Below are 15560 nucleotides of genomic sequence, written 5' to 3'. Positions count from 1 at the left end.
TATAACTAGTTGCGAATAGTAAAAATCTGTTACCGATCCCGCGTGACCAAGGGACCACCTGCCGCTCAATACGCCAGCCGCAGGCGCCGGTACAAAAATCCCAGCACGAACAGCGGTCCCACCAGCAAGAAGCGCAAATCGTCGAGGAACGACGGTTTCTTGCCTTCGATCTGGTGACCGATGAACTGGCCTATCCAGGCCAGCACGAACAGCGCCAGCGACACGGGCAGGACGGTCAGCGGGGGCATCAGCAGCAGCAGGCCCAGCATGGCGGCCAGCATCAGCAGCATACCCGCCGCAAACGGACGCGACAGCTTGTAGTAATAGTATAAGGCGAGAATACTGCCGAGCAGCGCCACGCTGGGATGCACGCTCCAAAGCAGCCCCAGCAGGCTGAAGACGATCAGCGGCACGCACACGATGTGCACCCATTCATTGACGTGGTTGCGGTGGCTTTCGCCATACTGGGCCAGCAGGGTGTCGATGGTGCGCATGGGCGGTCTCTTGTGCAGGGATGGTTGTGCGGGAATTCTACACCGTCGCGTGGCCGGGTAAAATGGCCCTTCATTTCCCCTTCCGGACCTTTCATTTGAATAGCCCAGCCTTCTTGCCAGACACTGCCGCCGATCCGCGCAAGCGCTGTTTCGATCCCGTCGTCGACGCCGGCACGCGCTTGCTGATACTGGGCAGCTTGCCCGGCGAAAAATCGCTGGCGCACAGCCAGTATTATGCGCATCCGCAAAACAAGTTCTGGCGGCTGCTGGGAGAGGTGCTGGACGTGGACTTGACGAGCTTGCCCTATGAAGCGCGCTTGAGCACCTTGCTGGCGCACGGCGTGGGCCTGTGGGATGTGGTGGCGCAGGCGCAGCGCACGGGCAGCCTCGACAGCAATATCCGCGCCCGCGACGATAACGACCTGGTGTCCCTGGCCGCCAGCCTGCCGCAATTGCACACGATCGCCTTCAACGGCGGCACGGCCGCCAAGCTGGGCATCAAGGTGCTGGGCGAGCACGCGCAGTGCTACCGCATCGTCAGCTTGCCGTCGAGCAGCCCGGCTTATACCTTGGCGTATGCGCAGAAACTAGTGGCATGGAAATTATTGTCGGAATAAATAATTTTTTATTATATGTCTGGTGCCCTTGTGCTTTTTTATGGGGCATGAGATCGTATTAAATTTAAATTCAATTATTTAGTGCGAGGAATATTTTATGTCGGAAAATGAATCGACTTCCAGTCGGCGAGCCGAACAGGCTATAACAATGTTAGATCGGGTGGTGCAATATAGATGGGCTTTGCTAGTTGTCTCAGTTGTGTTGGCAATTGATAATGCCTTGGTGATTTTTTTTAATATTGGAATTATTAATTTTGATTTGCACTTATCCAGTGATGCCGCGGGGAGTAAATTGATCACCACGGGTTCTTATATCATTTTTTTGGTTGCTATGTATTTTTCATGGGCGCTATTTCACCAGTATTCCAACATATTCTGGAATGGTTAATGAATTTGGTTCGCTACTCAAATGTTTGGCATAAAATATTTTCCCACACTGGATCGTATAGAGATTACCGTGAAAAACTAAGTTATGGTTACGTCAGTTTGCATGATGCGGAAAAGGAAGCTCTTAAGGGGAAAGATAGCTTTTGGATTGGAAGGATTGAGGCAAGGAAGGAAGAGAAACGAAAGAGTAATAGTGACGGAGCGATGCTGTCACGATTATCTTTTTCATGCACATTGCTATTATTGGTGAATTTAGTAGCAGGGGATAATTCTTTTTCGAACTTGTTGTTGGGCTGGAATATAACGCAATCAGTTATTGAGAATTGGATTGTTGATATTTGTTTTTTGATATGCTCTGGTATGTTATTTGCACCGTGGCTTATAGATTTCATGAAAAACGACGCATATTTTGATTGGGTGGCGCACCCAGAAATGGCGGAACAAAAATTGCGGGCAATGAAAGCCAGAGATTAGCGCGCATATCAAGAATGCCTGTTAATATTGTTTGTGGCGATGAGTGAAGCTCAGAAGTGAGATGGAAGTTCATATGCTGGATGATCAACCTGTAGCATTATGTCGCAGGTTGATCACTATGAATCTCCAAATCGTGGTTTACTTTGTATGAAGAAAATCTGTTTTAACTGCGTGTGTACGCCAGCACTTCCACCGGCTGTCCCTTGGCATCGAATCTCAGCGCCACGGACAGTTGCGTCACGCCGATGGTGGCCAGCGCGTCGCAGATGTCGTCGACTTCGTCCTGCAGGTCGGCGGCCAGGTCCAGCGGCTTGTCGGCGCTGTGCAGCAGCTCGCCGCCCGCCGTGCTGACATTGACGCGCAGCAGCATTTCGCCGTGTTCATCGGCCGGGCCGACGACCACCGAGACGTCGCCCGCATCAATGTTGTTTTCCGCCAATGCATGGTTGATGCCGGACATCATCTGCAGCATCGCATACTCGCTCATGCCTTGTTCCTTGCCGCCGTGGAACAGATCCTGGTAGAGGAAGCTGACTTCCAGGGCGCTGCCGGCCGGCGCCAGGCAGCGTTTCACCAGGTCGCCCACTTCCGTCGTCCACTGCTGGTAGCGGGCCATGCGCGCATCGAACCAGGCATCGAGCGCCGCTTCGTCCTTCGGTTCCGCATAGAAAGGGTCGTCCACGCGCTTCAGGGCAAAGCCCAGCAGGAAGCGCAGTTCGACGGCCGTGTCCTGCGGCCCGAAGGCCGTCTCGCTCCAGCCGACGATGCTGCTTTCCAGACCCGGCGTGGCGACGATTTTCTTGTCTGTCATCGATGCGTATGCATCGCGCACCATCTCGTGCAGGTGACTGTAGGTGATGCGGTCGATTTCATCGAGGTCGTAGGCGTGGCTCATCAGGACGACCTTGGCCTTGGCGCTTTCCAGCTCTGCCTGCTGGAAACTCTTCACCAGCGCTTCGAACGCGTCCTGGTCCTGGAAGCTGTCCGCTTCCTTCAGGCCGCCCGTGCTTTGCACCAGCAGGGGCACGACGAAGGCGTTGATTTCCATCGCCGGGGCGTTTTCGCGGCGGATCACGGAAATGGACGCCGCTTCCTCGATATGGCTGCGCAAATACTGGTAGGCGCCCACGTCTTCGTACTTGGAACGCTCGATGGCGTCGTACAGGATTTCATCCTTCTTTTGATTTAAGGCCTTGCGGATCAGGCGGCCGAACTCGACGGCTTGCTCGGCCAGCACCGTGCCCTGCGATTCGCTGTCTTCCTGCTCCGCCAGGTTGAGGGCCATCGTGCACAGCATGCGCGTGACGGATTCATCCTTGTCTTCAGGCGTGTTGGCGGATTTACGGGGGACAGGGCGCTTATTTTTGGGCATGGCGATCAACAGGTTAAGAAAGACGGGGCAGGCAAACGGAAACAGGCGCCAGGGCTTATGCCAGGCGCCGGGACGGATCATACAGGCGGACGCGGCCGCCTGATACCTCAATGGTCGGTATCGAACATCTCGTGCAGTTCGTCGAGCAGGTCGGCGGCTTCTTCCTGCGACAGGCCAAGATGCTGGCAAGCAAGTTCGCCGCCCTTGTCCCACTCCAGCGAGGTACTGTTGCCATGGTAGCGCTGAATGCCCTTTTCGGCCAGCAGCGACAGGGCGACGAGCGAGCGGATGGCGTCGTCCGTGGACGGATCCGCCAGCACCGTGTAGTCGTGGTGGTGCAAAATCGCCCAGGAGACGTCGGAAGACAGGCCCCAGTTGCGCGCCAGCAAGCAACCGATGGCCGCGTGGTTGGTCTGGTGGCGCGCGTCTTCCAGTGACGTAAAACAATTGTGCGCATCGTTGGCGGCCGCCGCGTACGTGTTGACGTAGTCGGGAAAGCGGTTCATCAGCAAGGGCACGCCGATGTCGCAGAACAGGCCGAAGGTGTGGGCGATGTCGGGCGGGGCGATGCGCAACTTGCGTGAAGTAAATACCAGGGCGCGCGCGCGCTTGGCCGACACATCCCAGAAGTTGGTCAGTTCCACGCCTTCCGCTTCCAGCGCCTGGCGCGCCAGCAAGCCCGTCATCATGGCGCTGCACTGGTTGATGCCGAGGAAATTGATGCCTTGCTCGACGGACTTGGCCTTGCGCGCGGCGCCATAGAACGGCGAATTGGCCAATTTCAGCAGGGCGCCCGACATGCCGACGTCGTCGGCGATGATACGCGCGATGCGGCGCGGCGACGGGTCCTGTTCCGCCAGTTCGCGCTGCAAGTCGACCAGCAGGCTGGGACGCGGCGGGATACGGATGGAACGCATCAAGGCGTCAACCGGATCTTCCTGCTCTACCTGCTTTTGCGCTGCAGCTCTCATCATCACGCTTTCATCATCATTTTTGTGCCCGGTGCTTATTCTGTCGTGCTGCCGCTGCCCGCCTCAGGGGCGTCTGGCGCAGTGCCCGACGATTATCGCTGTTTATGCATAGCAATAGTTCATATCTGCAATATATTCTGGAAAAAATCCCCGTTTTGGCCTGGTCCAGCCGTAATTTTCATCATTTTACGACGTTGCCCATCTTGGCATTCATGATGAAAAGACTAAGTTTTATTTGTTTTCAAGGCGGGGCAAGACATGCGGCGGGATGTGCGGCAGTACAATTGCCGGATGAAAAAAATCCTCGCGGGTATCGATTTTGCGGACGATTCCAGCAGCGTGGCGCGCCAGCTGATCGGCGTGACCGTGCTGGTCGACGGCGTGGGCGGGCGCATCGTGGAAACGGAAGCGTATGACCGGCTGGACCCTGCCTCGCACGCGTATGGGGGCATGACGCCGCGCAATGCGGCCATGTTCGGCCCGCCCGGGCACGCCTATGTCTACCGCTCGTACGGCATCCACTGGTGCCTGAACTTTGTATGCCGCGAAGCGGGGCATGGCGCAGGCGTGCTGATCCGCGCCATCGAACCCGTGGCGGGACTCGATGCGATGCGGGAACGGCGCGGCGTCGAGGGGGAGCGGCTGCTGTGCTCGGGACCGGGCAAGGTGTGCCAGGCGCTCGGCGTGAGCCATCTGCACAACCGGCTGGCGCTCGATGCGCCGCCGTTCCTGTTGCTGGCCCGCGAGAGTGATGTCACGGTGCAAACTGGGCCGCGCATCGGCATTTCCAGGGCGATGGACACGCCGTGGCGCTTCGTGCTGGCCGGCTCGCCTTACCTGAGTAAACCGCTGCGCGCGCCAGCCGTCTAGCTGCGCTGGCGTCGCGATGCATCGTTGGCGCCAGGCCGGCCGGGCATGCCGCGCAGCGGGCTGTGCAATGCGCGCCGGTCCTTGCCTTCTCCGTTGGCGGGGCTGGCCGGATGCTGGAATGCTTCCTCATCGGTGTGGCCGGCCGGCGCGGCGGGGCGCTCGTCCAGGGTGAACACGGCCACGGCCGCCGACAATTTGACGGCCTGGTCCTGCAAACTGGCCGCCGCCGCTGCCGCCTGCTCCACCAGGGCCGCATTTTGCTGGGTGACGTCATCCATTTGCGTGACGGCCTGGTTCACTTCCGTGATGCCCGACGCCTGTTCCGCGCTGGCCTGTTTCACGCGCTGGATGATCTCATTGACTTGCTGCACCGAGGCCACGATGGCGCCCATGCTGTCGCCCGCTTGCTGCACGGCCACGCTGCCGCCATCGATGGTGGTGACGGACGTGGCGATCAGGGTCTTGATTTCCTTGGCGGCCTGCGCCGAGCGCTGCGCCAGGGTACGCACTTCCGACGCCACCACGGCAAAACCGCGGCCTTGCTCCCCCGCGCGCGCCGCTTCCACCGCCGCATTCAGCGCGAGGATATTGGTCTGGAAGGAAATACCGTCGATTACGCCGATAATATCCACGATCTGGCGCGAATTGGCGCGTATCGTCGCCATCGTCGTCACGGCTTGCTGCATCGACACGCCCCCTTGCACGGCCAGGGTGGATGCCTGCCCCGCCAGCTCGCAGGCCAGCTGGGCGTTGTCGGCGTTGTCATTGACGGCTTGCGTCAGCGTTTCCATGGCGCTCGACGTTTCTTCCAGCGAACTGGCTTGCATTTCCGTGCGCGCCGACAGATCCAGATTGCCGGTGGCAATTTCGCGCGAGGCCGTGTCGATCGATTGCACGGCGCCCATGATGGTGCGCAAGGTCTGATTCAGGTGGGCGATGGTCTGGTCCAGCACGCGCGAGGTGGCGGCGATCTCGTCGTTGCCCTGCTTGGGCGCGCCGGCCATCAGCTTACCCGCCGCCAAGTCTTGCACGGCGTCGGCAATGCCGCGGATTTCCAGCAGCATGGCGCGCCGCACCAGCATGGTCACCACGATGGAGACGAGGATGGAGAGCAGGACGGTCAGCAGCAAGCTCCAGCACAGGGTGCGAAACTCGGCGCTGGCCGTCGCATGGGCCTGGCTGCTGAGCGTCGTTTCCAGCGCGGACAGTTGCGCCAGTTGGGTATTGAACTGGCCGAACTGCGTTTCCGCCTTGAGCATGGAATTGGTGGCGATCGACTGGTCCATCTGCGCCATTTCCATGGTTTCCAGCACGGCCTTGCGATAGCCGGCCAGTGCCGTGATGGCCGCATCGACCAGGGTGAGTTCGGCGCCCGTGGCCGTGGCGCGCAAGGTGGCAAGCTGGGCACCGATGGCCGCGTGGCGCGTTTTGATCTGTTGCTCCAGTGTATCGAGACGGGCCTTGGCGAAGCTGCCATTCGTCCACGACAGCAACTGGTACATATTGCCGTGCACATGCTTGGCCTCCCCTAGTACGTCGGCGGCCGCTTTCAGATGCGTGATGCGTACCCGCACCATGTTTTCCAGCGAGGTATTTTGCCGCACCATGCCATACCAGGCGCCGGTCGAGCTGAGTATCAGCAGCAGCAAGACCAGGGTGGGTGCCAGCAATAATTTTGGCCCTATGCGTAATTGATTGAGCATGCTTGACTCCTGGCGATGGCTGTTCAAACCGCAGGCGGCGCGCGGCGTGCGTGCGCGCCGCCCTTGCCTTACTTTTTGTAGATCCCCGCTTCCAGCACCACATCGTTGACGCGCAGGATGTAGGTGGTCTTCGGCTCGATCTTGCCGGTGGTGGGATTCTTGTATTGGTAATCGACCCAGCCCTTGCCCTGTTTTTGCGCCAGCTCAATGATTTCACGGCGATATTTCTTGCCATTCGCATCGGGCACATCCGTCAAATCCTTGCCGACGATGGAAGGATTGATGGGGTGGGCCAGCACGATGCCCGTCTTGATGTCGCGCATGTCCACATACAGCGAGCCCTGCACGAAGTCCGGGTCTTTCGCCGTGATTTTCTTCATCATTTCTTCCTTGCCATGCGCCTTCATGAAGGCGGCGCCCCGTTCGGCCATGGCGATGGCGTCTTTTTCCGTTGGTTCGACCGCGGCGCTGACGTTGCCACCGGCAAATGCCAGGCACAGCAGGCTACCCGTGAATAAGAATTTCATGAAAGCTCCTTGTGATATCGAGGGATATGTTGCCAAGTCGTAATTTACGTCGCCGACGCTGCCCTCAAATTGCGATGGCACAAACTAAGGTGTTGCTTGTCGGTAGCTTGCAACGTATCGACGGCTTGTTGATATGTAACAATTTGGTTCCAAGCGGCAAGAATTATGATGACTTTCACAGCATGCCAAGCTGGCTGGCATGGCAGAGGAAGAGGCTGGAATTGGCCGGGATAGGGCTGGTTTCAAGGAAGTTATCGCTGTTTACTGGCAAGGAGCCGATCGTGTCCGCACCCATTACCGAGCCGTTTTCACCCAAGTTCAAGCCGTATACGCGGCACACCATACAACAGGCGCGGCAGTGGGAATGGCTGCCGGAAGAGCAGCGCGAAGCCGTGCAAGTGGTCTCGCACGTCTTGCCGTTTCGCACCAATGCCTATGTGCTCGACCAGTTGATCGACTGGAACAACATCCCTGACGACCCCATCTATCGCCTCGTCTTTCCCCACCGCGACATGCTGGCGCCCGAGCAGTACGCGCACCTGCGCGAGCTGGTGCTGGCGCAACAGGACAAGGCCGCCATCGATGCCTATGTGCATGGCTTGCGCCTGGGCATGAATCCCCATCCGGCCGGGCAGATGACGCACAACGTGCCCCGGGTCAACGATGCGCCCGTGCGCGGCTTGCAGCATAAATATGCGCAAACGGTGCTGTTTTTCCCCAGTGCAGGACAGACCTGCCACGCGTATTGCACCTTCTGTTTCCGCTGGCCCCAGTTTGTCGGCATGGACGACATGAAGTTCGATGCGCACGAGTCGCATGAGCTGGTCGCTTACCTGAAACTGCATCCGGAAGTGACGGACGTGCTGATCACGGGCGGCGACCCGATGATCATGAATACGCGGCAACTGGCCGCCTACCTGGAGCCGCTGCTGGCGCCGGGCCTGGAACATATCCAGAACATCCGCATCGGCACCAAGGCGGTGGCGTATTGGCCGCAGCGCTTCGTCTCGGACCGCGACGCGGACGACTTGATGCGCCTGTTCGAGCGCATCGTCAAGGCGGGCAAGAACCTGGCCGTGATGGGCCATTACAGCCATGCCGTCGAGTTGCGCCAGGACATTGCCCAGCAAGCGGTGAAGCGCATCATTTCCACGGGCGCCACCTTGCGCATGCAGGGGCCGCTGATCCGCCACATCAACGAAGACCCCGCTAGCTGGGCCGAGCTGTGGCAGACGGGCACGCGCCTGGGGGCGATTCCGTATTACATGTTTGTCGAACGGGACACGGGCCCGCGCAGCTATTTCGAGTTGCCCCTGGCGAAGGCGCACGAGATTTTCCAGGCCGCCTACCAGATGGTATCGGGCTTGTCGCGCACGGTGCGCGGGCCTTCCATGAGCGCGTTTCCCGGCAAGATCGTCATCGACGGCATCGTCACCATCCATGGCGAAAAACTGTTTGCCCTGCAATTTTTGCAGGCGCGCAACCCGGACTGGGTGCGCCGGCCGTTTTATGCGAAATTCGATGCGGAAGCGACGTGGATGGACGATTTGAAGCCGGCCTTTGGCCACGATAAATTTTTCTTCGAGACGGATGACCCTGTGCCGCAGGCGCCGCACAAAATCATCCGCATGGCACAGGCCGCCTGAGCATGCACGGCCACGGCGCGCCTGCCCGCTCCGGCGTGGCCGTGTTTTGCCTGGTGTTCCTGCCGTTCGCGCTCGGGCATTACCTGTCCTGCCTGCTGCGCGGCGTGAATGCCGTGCTGACGGCGGAGTTGCTGGGCGCCATCGCCCTGACGCCAGCCCAGCTGGGCCTGCTGACCAGCGCTTTTTTTCTCGCCTTTGCGCTGGTGCAATTGCCAGTTGGCATGGCGCTCGACCGTTATGGCCCCCGCACGGTGCAACTGTGGCTGCTGGCGCTGGCGGCCCTGGGCGTGTGGCTGTTTAGCCGGGGCCACAGCTTTGCCGAACTGATGTGGGCACGCGCCATGATGGGGGCGGGCCTGGGCGGCTGCTTCATGGCCGCCGTGAAAGCGGTCTCGTGCGCCATCGCGCCATCGCACCTGCCTTCCGTGCATGGCTACCTGATCGCCGTGGGCGGCCTGGGGGCGGCCACGGCTACCATGCCCGTCAAGCTGGCCCTGCACTACACGGACTGGCGCGGCGTGTTCCTGGGTCTGGCGCTGGCGGCGCTGGCCATCGGCTTGCTGATCCGCCTGCTTTCACCGGCCCTGCCCGCGCCTGCCGCAGGCATGAACCCGGCGAGCAAGGTCAGCGTCTGGAGCGTGTATGGCGACAGGGCCTTTCGCCGCACCATTGCGCTGATCCTGCTGCCGCACACGGTGTTCTTTGGCGTGCAAGGCTTGTGGGTGGGGCGCTGGCTGGCCGACGTGGGCGGCTTGTCCGACGACAGCGTGGCGTATTTGTTGTACCTGGGCATGGCGGCCGTCATCTTCGGCGCCATCGGCATGGGCATGCTGACGGAATGGGCGGGGCGGCGCGGTATTGCACCCATACAAGTGGCGGCCGTCGGCATCGTCCTGTTTGTCGCAGTGCAAGTGGCGATGGCGTGCAATGTGGTGCCCAGCCTGCCTTTGCTATCCGTGCTGTTTACCCTGCTGGGCACGGTGACGGGCCTCGAGTATGCGATCGTTGCGCAAAGCATGCCGGCCAGTTTGACGGGCAGGGCGGCCACCTGTTTGAATTTGCTCATTTTCACGGGCGCCTTCCTGGTGCAGGCGGGCTTCGGCCTGATCCTCGGCTGCTGGCCCCTGAACAGCCAGCAGCAGTATCCGCCGCAGGCGTATCAGGCGGCGTTTGGCGTGCTGGCGGCCTTGCAATTGCCGGGACTTGCGATGTTTTTCATTCGCCGCTGCAGGCGTGCCGGGCCATCCGGTAAAATGGCAGCCTGCACAGCGGCAATGATCAACTCCAAGGAAGACTATGAAACTCGTTCGTTATGGACGTCCAGGCAAGGAAAAACCGGGCCTGATCGATGAAGAAGGCAAACTGCGCGACCTGTCCGGCGTGATTGCCGATATTGACGGCGCGCAACTGTCCGACAAGGCCCTGCGCAAGCTGGCCAAGCTGGACGAAAAGACCTTGCCTTTGGTACGCGGCAATCCACGCTTCGGCGTGCCGCTGGCGAAAGTCGGCAAGTTCATCGGCATCGGCCTCAATTACGCGGATCACGCGGCCGAGGCCGGCATGCCGATCCCGGCCGAACCCATCGTCTTCATGAAGGCCATCACTTGCCTGAATGGCCCGGATGACAATGTCGTGTTGCCAAAAGGCTCGAAAAAGACGGATTGGGAAGTGGAGCTGGGCGTGATCATCGGCACGCGCGCGCAATACGTGAGCGAAGAGGACGCCCTGAAATATGTGGCTGGTTACTGCGTCGTCAACGACATTTCCGAGCGCTCGTTCCAGCTGGAGCGGGGCGGCCAGTGGGACAAGGGCAAGGGCTGCGACACCTTCGGCCCCATCGGCCCGTGGCTGGTGACGCGCGATGAAGTCATCGATGAGCAGGATCTGGACCTGTACCTGGAAGTCAACGGCAAACGCATGCAGACCGGCAATACGCAAACCATGATCTTCACGGTGGCGCAGATCGTCAGCTATCTGTCGCAATTCATGACCCTGGAACCGGGCGACGTCATCGCCACGGGCACTCCGCCGGGCGTGGGCCAGGGCCGCAAGCCGCAGCGTTTCCTCAAAAAAGGCGACAGCATGCGCCTGGGTATCGCCGGCCTCGGTGAACAGCAGCAGGACGTGGTCGCCTGGACTGCCTGATGGCCGGTAGCGATATCGACCGTTTGCCCGCGTTGCCGCTGGACCGGCTTGATGTCCAGCAGCGCGCGGCTGCGCAAGCCATCATCGACGGGCCGCGCGGGGCGCTGTACGGCCCCTTCGTGCCGCTGATCCGCAGCCCCGAGCTGATGGAAACGGCGCAGCGCATGGGGGAATATTTGCGCTACCGTAGCGCCATCGGCACGCGGCTGTCGGAACTGGCGATCCTGGTGACGGCGCGCCAGTGGGACCAGCAAGTCGAGTGGGCCATCCACGCGCCGCTGGCCGTGCAGAACGGCATCGCGCAAGCGGCCGTGGATGCCATCGCCGCGCGGCGCGTACCGCTGGCCCTGAAAGAAGATGAGCAAGCCGTGCACGATTTTTGCATCGAGTTGCAGCAGAACAAGCGCGTCAGCGATGCCACGTATGCGCGGGCGCTGGCGCTGTTCGGCGAGCACGGCGTGGTCGACTTGATGGGCATCAATGGCTATTACACTTTCCTGGCCATGGTGATGAATGGGGCGCAGACGGCCGTGCCCGCCTTGGGCGTCACGCCTTTGCCCGATTAGAAGAGTTCTTCGGGCAAAGATGGACAAAGTGTAATGAAGTTGAAATTATTCAATATATAATTTTACTTCCCTTCCATTGCCCACTAGCTCAATGAAAACTCGTCCGTGCATCACCCTGATGGGCCGCGCCTTCCTGGCGCTGGCCCTTTCTTTTTGCCCATTGATGACGGTGCGGGTGCTGGCCGCCGAGCCCGCCGCTACGGCGACTGCCAGTGCTTCCGCCCTGGAAAATTCCGTCGTCAAGGTGTTTTCCACGCTGCGCGGGCCTGACCCGTATAAACCCTGGAGCAAGGCCGCGCCGCAGGAAGTGACGGGCTCCGGCGTCGTCATCGAGGGCCGCCGCATCCTCACCAATGCGCACGTGGTCGGCTATGCGAGCCAGGTGCAGATCCAGGCGAATGGCGCCGGCGACAAGATCCCGGCGACCGTGCTGGCCATCTCGCGCGGCATGGATTTGGCCTTGCTGAAGATCGATGACGACAGTTTTTTCGCCAGCCACAAAGCGGTGCCGCGGGCTAACGTCTTGCCCGACGTGCGTGATGCCGTGCTGGCGTATGGCTATCCGACGGGCGGCACCTCGCTGTCGATCACCAAGGGCATCGTCTCGCGCATCGAGTTTGTGCGCTACAACTTCCCCGTCTCCGGCCTGCGCATCCAGATCGATGCGGCCATCAATCCGGGCAATAGCGGCGGCCCCGTGATTGCCGGTGACAAGATGATCGGCCTGGCCTTCGCCGGCATGGCCAATGCGCAAAACATCGGCTACATCATCCCCAACGAGGAAATCGAACTGTTCCTGCGCGACCAGGACAGTGGCGCACCCAAGGGCAAGCCGGCCATGCGCGACATGACGCAAACGCTGGAAAATCCCGCGCTGCGCACGTATCTGAAGCTGGCCAAGGGCGTCGAAGGCGCCGTCGTGATGACGCCGGCCAGCAAGGATGCCGCCTATCCGCTCAAGGAGTGGGATGTCATCACGCACATTGGCGATTTTCCTATCGACAACCAAGGCATGGTCAAGCTGAATGCCAATAGCCGCGTGCGCTTCCAGTACCGGGTACAGCAGCTGGCGAAAGACGGCGAATTGCCGTTGACGGTGGTGCGCCAGGGCGCGCCCCTGAAAATCAAGGTGCCCGTCTCGGCGGCGCACCCGATGCTCATTAGCGGTCTGCAGGGCAATTACCCATCCTATTTCATCTTCGGCCCCATGGTGTTTTCGCGTGCCAGCACGGAATTCATGGCGGCGCCGAATGGCAATCCGGCGATGTTGGGCGGCATGGCGTTTGCCGGCAATCCGCTGGCCACGCGGCGCGGCGATGCGCCCGACAGCGAACGCGAGGAACTGGTGGTGATCGCCGCGCCGTTCTTCCCGCACAAGCTGATGAATGGCTACAGCACCCGTTTCTTCTCGGTCGTCGATTCCGTCAATGGCGTGCGCGTGCGCAGCCTGGCGCACCTGGTGGCCTTGCTGCGCGACCAGACGGATGAATTGCTGACGTTCCGCTTCCAGCAGCGCGACGCGGAAATGGTCGTCGTGCCGCGCAAGGACATGCTGGCCGCGACGGAATCGGTGCTGACGGACAACGGCATCCGCTCGGAAGCGTCGCCCGACATGTTGAAAATCTGGAATGCAAAAACGCCGGCGAACTGATCGTTTCCGGCGTACCGTACGACAGCAGGCGCGGCGTAGACCGCGCCTGTTTTACTTTAAGCCAATACTTTCTTCAGCCACGCGCCGATGGCGTCGATTTCTTCCTGGCACAGCGAGTGCTGCATCATGTATTCGTGCCATTCCACCTTGTAACCCATGCCGGTGAGCAAGTCGTGCGACTGCTGCGCGCGGCCGATCGGCACCACGGGGTCGGCCGTGCCGTGCGCCATGAAAATCGGCGTCTGCAGGCTCACCGGCGTGCGCTCGGCCGCCGTCTTGTCGGCCAGCGGCAGGTAGCCGGACAGGCACATCAGGCCGGCCAGCGGTTCCGCGTGGCGCAAGCCCGTTTGCAGGGTCATGGCGCAGCCTTGCGAGAAGCCGGCCAGGATGATGCGGCTGGCGGGAATGCCGCGCGCCTTTTCGCGCGCGATCAGCGCTTCGATTTGTCCCTGCGAGGCGCGCAAGCCGCTTTCATCTTCGCGGCGCACCAGGTCATTTTCGCGAATGTCGTACCAGGCGCGCATCACGTAGCCGTTGTTGATGGTGACGGGCATGGTGCCGGCGCTGGGGAAGATGAAGCGGATGGCGGGGCAGCCGCGCAAATCGAGTTCTTTGACCAGGGGCACGAAATCGTTGCCGTCGGCGCCCAGGCCATGCATCCAGATGATGGAAACGGTGGGATTCGGTGCGCTGTCGAGTTCTATGGTTTCCAGCAAGGTGCTCATGTATTTTCCTCAGGTAAAGGTTGCGCCGGACGCAGCGCCGATTTGGGACGGAAGGCCTTGCAGATGGCCGGGTCGGTTTCCATATAGGGACCTCCGATGAGGTCGATGCAATACGGCACGGCGGCAAAGATGCCGTTCACCAATTGATTTCCGTCAACGTCTTTCAGACCTTCTAATGTTTCCTTGATGGCTTTCGGCTGGCCCGGCAAGTTCATGATCAGGCAAGCGCGCTCGGGCGTCTCGCGGATCACGGCCACCTGGCGCGACAAAATGGCGGTCGGCACGAATTGCAGGCTGATCTGGCGCATCTGTTCGCCGAAACCGGGCATTTCCTTGGTCCCGACGGACAAGGTGGCGTCCGGCGTCACGTCGCGCCGCGCCGGGCCCGTGCCGCCCGTCGTCAGGATCAGATGGCAGTGGCTCAGGTCGACCATGTCGATCAGGGTGTTTTCAATTTGCGAGCGCTCGTCCGGAATCAGGCGTTTTTCCAGGCGGAAAGGCGTGCGGATGGTGGCGGACAGCCAGCTTTTCAGGGCCGGGATGCCCAGGTCTTCATACACGCCGCCGCTGGCGCGGTCCGAGATCGACACGAGGCCGATAATCAATTCGTCTTCTATCGTGGTCATGGGGCACCTGTCTATGTCGTAAAAAAACCGGGCTGATCCCGGTTTTTGCCAACCCAAGTGCAAAAGCCGGGGTCGTACCCTGAAGGTACGACCCCAGTCTTTGGCTGGGGTTTATTCTTCGTCGGCCTCTGCGCCATCTTCATCCGCATCTTTCTTGCCGCCATTTTGCTTCTTGGCGATCTCTTTCAAGATCTGGAAGATTTCACGGTAGGCCTTCGGCGGCTTGTTCTCGGCTTGCTCCTTGCGGGCATTGCGGATCAGGGTGCGCAGGTGCTGCACGTCCAGTTCCGGATTTTCCGACAGCAAGACGGTCAGGGCCTTGTCGTCCGTCAAGAGTTTGTCGCGGCGGCGTTCCATCGCGTGCATATTGGCCGTGTCGGCTTTCGACAAGCCTTTCCAGCTATCGATGGTGCGTTGGATGGCGGCAACTTCGTCCTCATCCAGGGTGCGCATCTTCTTGCCCACGTATTGCAGCTGGCGGCGGCGGCCTTCGTGATCCTTGATTTGCTGGCATTCGAGAATGGCGTCGCGCACGTCTTCCGGCATCGGGACGCGCTTGACGCGGTCGCGTGCCTCATTGACGAGTTCTTCGCCCAGCTTTTGCAGGACGGTCATCTGGCGCTTGAGTTCCGACTTCGAAGGACGTTCATATTCCTGTTCGAATTCGGTGGATTGGAAGCCGCAAGCTCCCCGGTTTGGATTTGGCATGATAAGGCGGGATTGGCCGCGTAGGCCGCACCTGTAAACTGTAAACGACTGCTATGATAACCTTTTTAGCGGCTTTCC

The 15560-nt window shown here is 60.4% G+C and carries 17 protein-coding genes; 9 read left to right on the top strand and 8 right to left on the bottom strand.

Annotation, left to right across the window (positions count from 1 at the left end):
• Window positions 1-65 precede the first annotated feature (65 nt).
• On the bottom strand, window positions 66-494 hold the full coding sequence (locus BZG29_RS25810; RefSeq protein ID WP_077408612.1) for an Mpo1-like protein: 429 nt from the start codon (window positions 492-494) through the stop codon (window positions 66-68).
• A 95-nt stretch (window positions 495-589) separates the two neighbouring features.
• Here BZG29_RS25810 and BZG29_RS25805 point away from each other — a divergent pair, with 95 nt between their 5' ends.
• The 3 genes from BZG29_RS25805 to BZG29_RS27985 all read left to right on the top strand — a co-directional run bounded on the left by BZG29_RS25805 (window position 590) and on the right by BZG29_RS27985 (window position 1972).
• Window positions 590-1111, top strand: a complete 522-nt coding sequence (locus tag BZG29_RS25805; RefSeq protein WP_150131059.1) for a DNA-deoxyinosine glycosylase — start codon at window positions 590-592, stop codon at window positions 1109-1111.
• A gap of 97 nt (window positions 1112-1208) precedes the next feature.
• The gene (locus tag BZG29_RS27990; RefSeq protein WP_150131058.1) at window positions 1209-1499 is read left to right on the top strand and encodes a hypothetical protein; all 291 of its coding nucleotides are present in this window, start codon (window positions 1209-1211) and stop codon (window positions 1497-1499) included.
• Window positions 1499-1972 (top strand): hypothetical protein, encoded by a 474-nt coding sequence (locus BZG29_RS27985; protein ID WP_150131057.1) that lies wholly within the window; start codon window positions 1499-1501, stop codon window positions 1970-1972. Before BZG29_RS27990 ends, BZG29_RS27985 begins: the two co-directional genes overlap by 1 nt.
• Before the next feature lie 163 nt (window positions 1973-2135).
• On the opposite strand, the gene BZG29_RS25800 is transcribed toward BZG29_RS27985, so the two are convergent.
• Both BZG29_RS25800 and BZG29_RS25795 read right to left on the bottom strand, forming a co-directional pair.
• Window positions 2136-3344: a hypothetical protein gene (locus BZG29_RS25800; RefSeq protein WP_077409292.1), complete on the bottom strand. Its 1209-nt coding sequence runs from the start codon at window positions 3342-3344 to the stop codon at window positions 2136-2138.
• A gap of 107 nt (window positions 3345-3451) precedes the next feature.
• The gene (locus BZG29_RS25795; RefSeq protein ID WP_077408610.1) at window positions 3452-4318 is read right to left on the bottom strand and encodes an HDOD domain-containing protein; all 867 of its coding nucleotides are present in this window, start codon (window positions 4316-4318) and stop codon (window positions 3452-3454) included.
• 288 nt (window positions 4319-4606) lie between these two features.
• Between BZG29_RS25795 and BZG29_RS25790 the strand changes: the two genes are divergently transcribed.
• Window positions 4607-5185, top strand: a complete 579-nt coding sequence (locus BZG29_RS25790; protein ID WP_077408609.1) for a DNA-3-methyladenine glycosylase — start codon at window positions 4607-4609, stop codon at window positions 5183-5185.
• Here the strand turns inward: BZG29_RS25790 and BZG29_RS25785 are convergent.
• Both BZG29_RS25785 and BZG29_RS25780 read right to left on the bottom strand, forming a co-directional pair.
• Window positions 5182-6888, bottom strand: coding sequence for a methyl-accepting chemotaxis protein (locus tag BZG29_RS25785; protein WP_077408608.1), 1707 nt, complete (start codon window positions 6886-6888; stop codon window positions 5182-5184). The genes BZG29_RS25790 and BZG29_RS25785 overlap by 4 nt on opposite strands.
• A 68-nt stretch (window positions 6889-6956) precedes the next feature.
• A complete protein-coding gene (locus tag BZG29_RS25780) occupies window positions 6957-7415 on the bottom strand; it encodes a cache domain-containing protein (RefSeq protein WP_077408607.1) in 459 nt (152 codons plus the stop codon).
• Between the two features lie 281 nt (window positions 7416-7696).
• On the opposite strand from BZG29_RS25780, the gene BZG29_RS25775 reads away from it, so the two are divergent.
• From BZG29_RS25775 to BZG29_RS25755, 5 genes are all read left to right on the top strand, one after another.
• Window positions 7697-9061, top strand: a complete 1365-nt coding sequence (locus BZG29_RS25775) for a KamA family radical SAM protein (RefSeq protein ID WP_077408606.1) — start codon at window positions 7697-7699, stop codon at window positions 9059-9061.
• 2 nt (window positions 9062-9063) lie between these two features.
• The gene (locus BZG29_RS25770; protein WP_171985106.1) at window positions 9064-10413 is read left to right on the top strand and encodes an MFS transporter; all 1350 of its coding nucleotides are present in this window, start codon (window positions 9064-9066) and stop codon (window positions 10411-10413) included.
• A complete protein-coding gene (locus BZG29_RS25765; protein ID WP_077408604.1) occupies window positions 10358-11206 on the top strand; it encodes a fumarylacetoacetate hydrolase family protein in 849 nt (282 codons plus the stop codon). Before BZG29_RS25770 ends, BZG29_RS25765 begins: the two co-directional genes overlap by 56 nt.
• Window positions 11206-11772 carry a carboxymuconolactone decarboxylase family protein gene (locus BZG29_RS25760; protein ID WP_077408603.1) on the top strand — a complete coding sequence of 189 codons (567 nt, stop codon included), beginning with the start codon at window positions 11206-11208 and terminating at the stop codon, window positions 11770-11772. Before BZG29_RS25765 ends, BZG29_RS25760 begins: the two co-directional genes overlap by 1 nt.
• Before the next feature lie 91 nt (window positions 11773-11863).
• Window positions 11864-13423: a S1C family serine protease gene (locus tag BZG29_RS25755; protein ID WP_253192704.1), complete on the top strand. Its 1560-nt coding sequence runs from the start codon at window positions 11864-11866 to the stop codon at window positions 13421-13423.
• Window positions 13424-13479: 56 nt separating this feature from the next.
• On the opposite strand, the gene BZG29_RS25750 is transcribed toward BZG29_RS25755, so the two are convergent.
• From BZG29_RS25750 to yjgA, 3 genes are all read right to left on the bottom strand, one after another.
• Window positions 13480-14148, bottom strand: a complete 669-nt coding sequence (locus BZG29_RS25750; RefSeq protein WP_077408601.1) for an alpha/beta hydrolase — start codon at window positions 14146-14148, stop codon at window positions 13480-13482.
• Window positions 14145-14774, bottom strand: a complete 630-nt coding sequence (gene mog / locus BZG29_RS25745) for a molybdopterin adenylyltransferase (protein WP_077408600.1) — start codon at window positions 14772-14774, stop codon at window positions 14145-14147. Before mog ends, BZG29_RS25750 begins: the two co-directional genes overlap by 4 nt.
• A 111-nt stretch (window positions 14775-14885) precedes the next feature.
• The gene (gene yjgA / locus BZG29_RS25740) at window positions 14886-15482 is read right to left on the bottom strand and encodes a ribosome biogenesis factor YjgA (RefSeq protein ID WP_077408599.1); all 597 of its coding nucleotides are present in this window, start codon (window positions 15480-15482) and stop codon (window positions 14886-14888) included.
• Between the last annotated feature and the right edge of the window lie 78 nt (window positions 15483-15560).

Origin of the sequence: Janthinobacterium sp. LM6 (assembly GCF_002002885.1) — a bacterium.
Taxonomy (GTDB): Bacteria; Pseudomonadota; Gammaproteobacteria; order Burkholderiales; family Burkholderiaceae_D; genus Janthinobacterium; species Janthinobacterium kumbetense.
The sequence above is the reverse complement of the archived record's forward strand: the minus strand, read 5'-3'. Positions and strand labels throughout refer to the sequence as shown.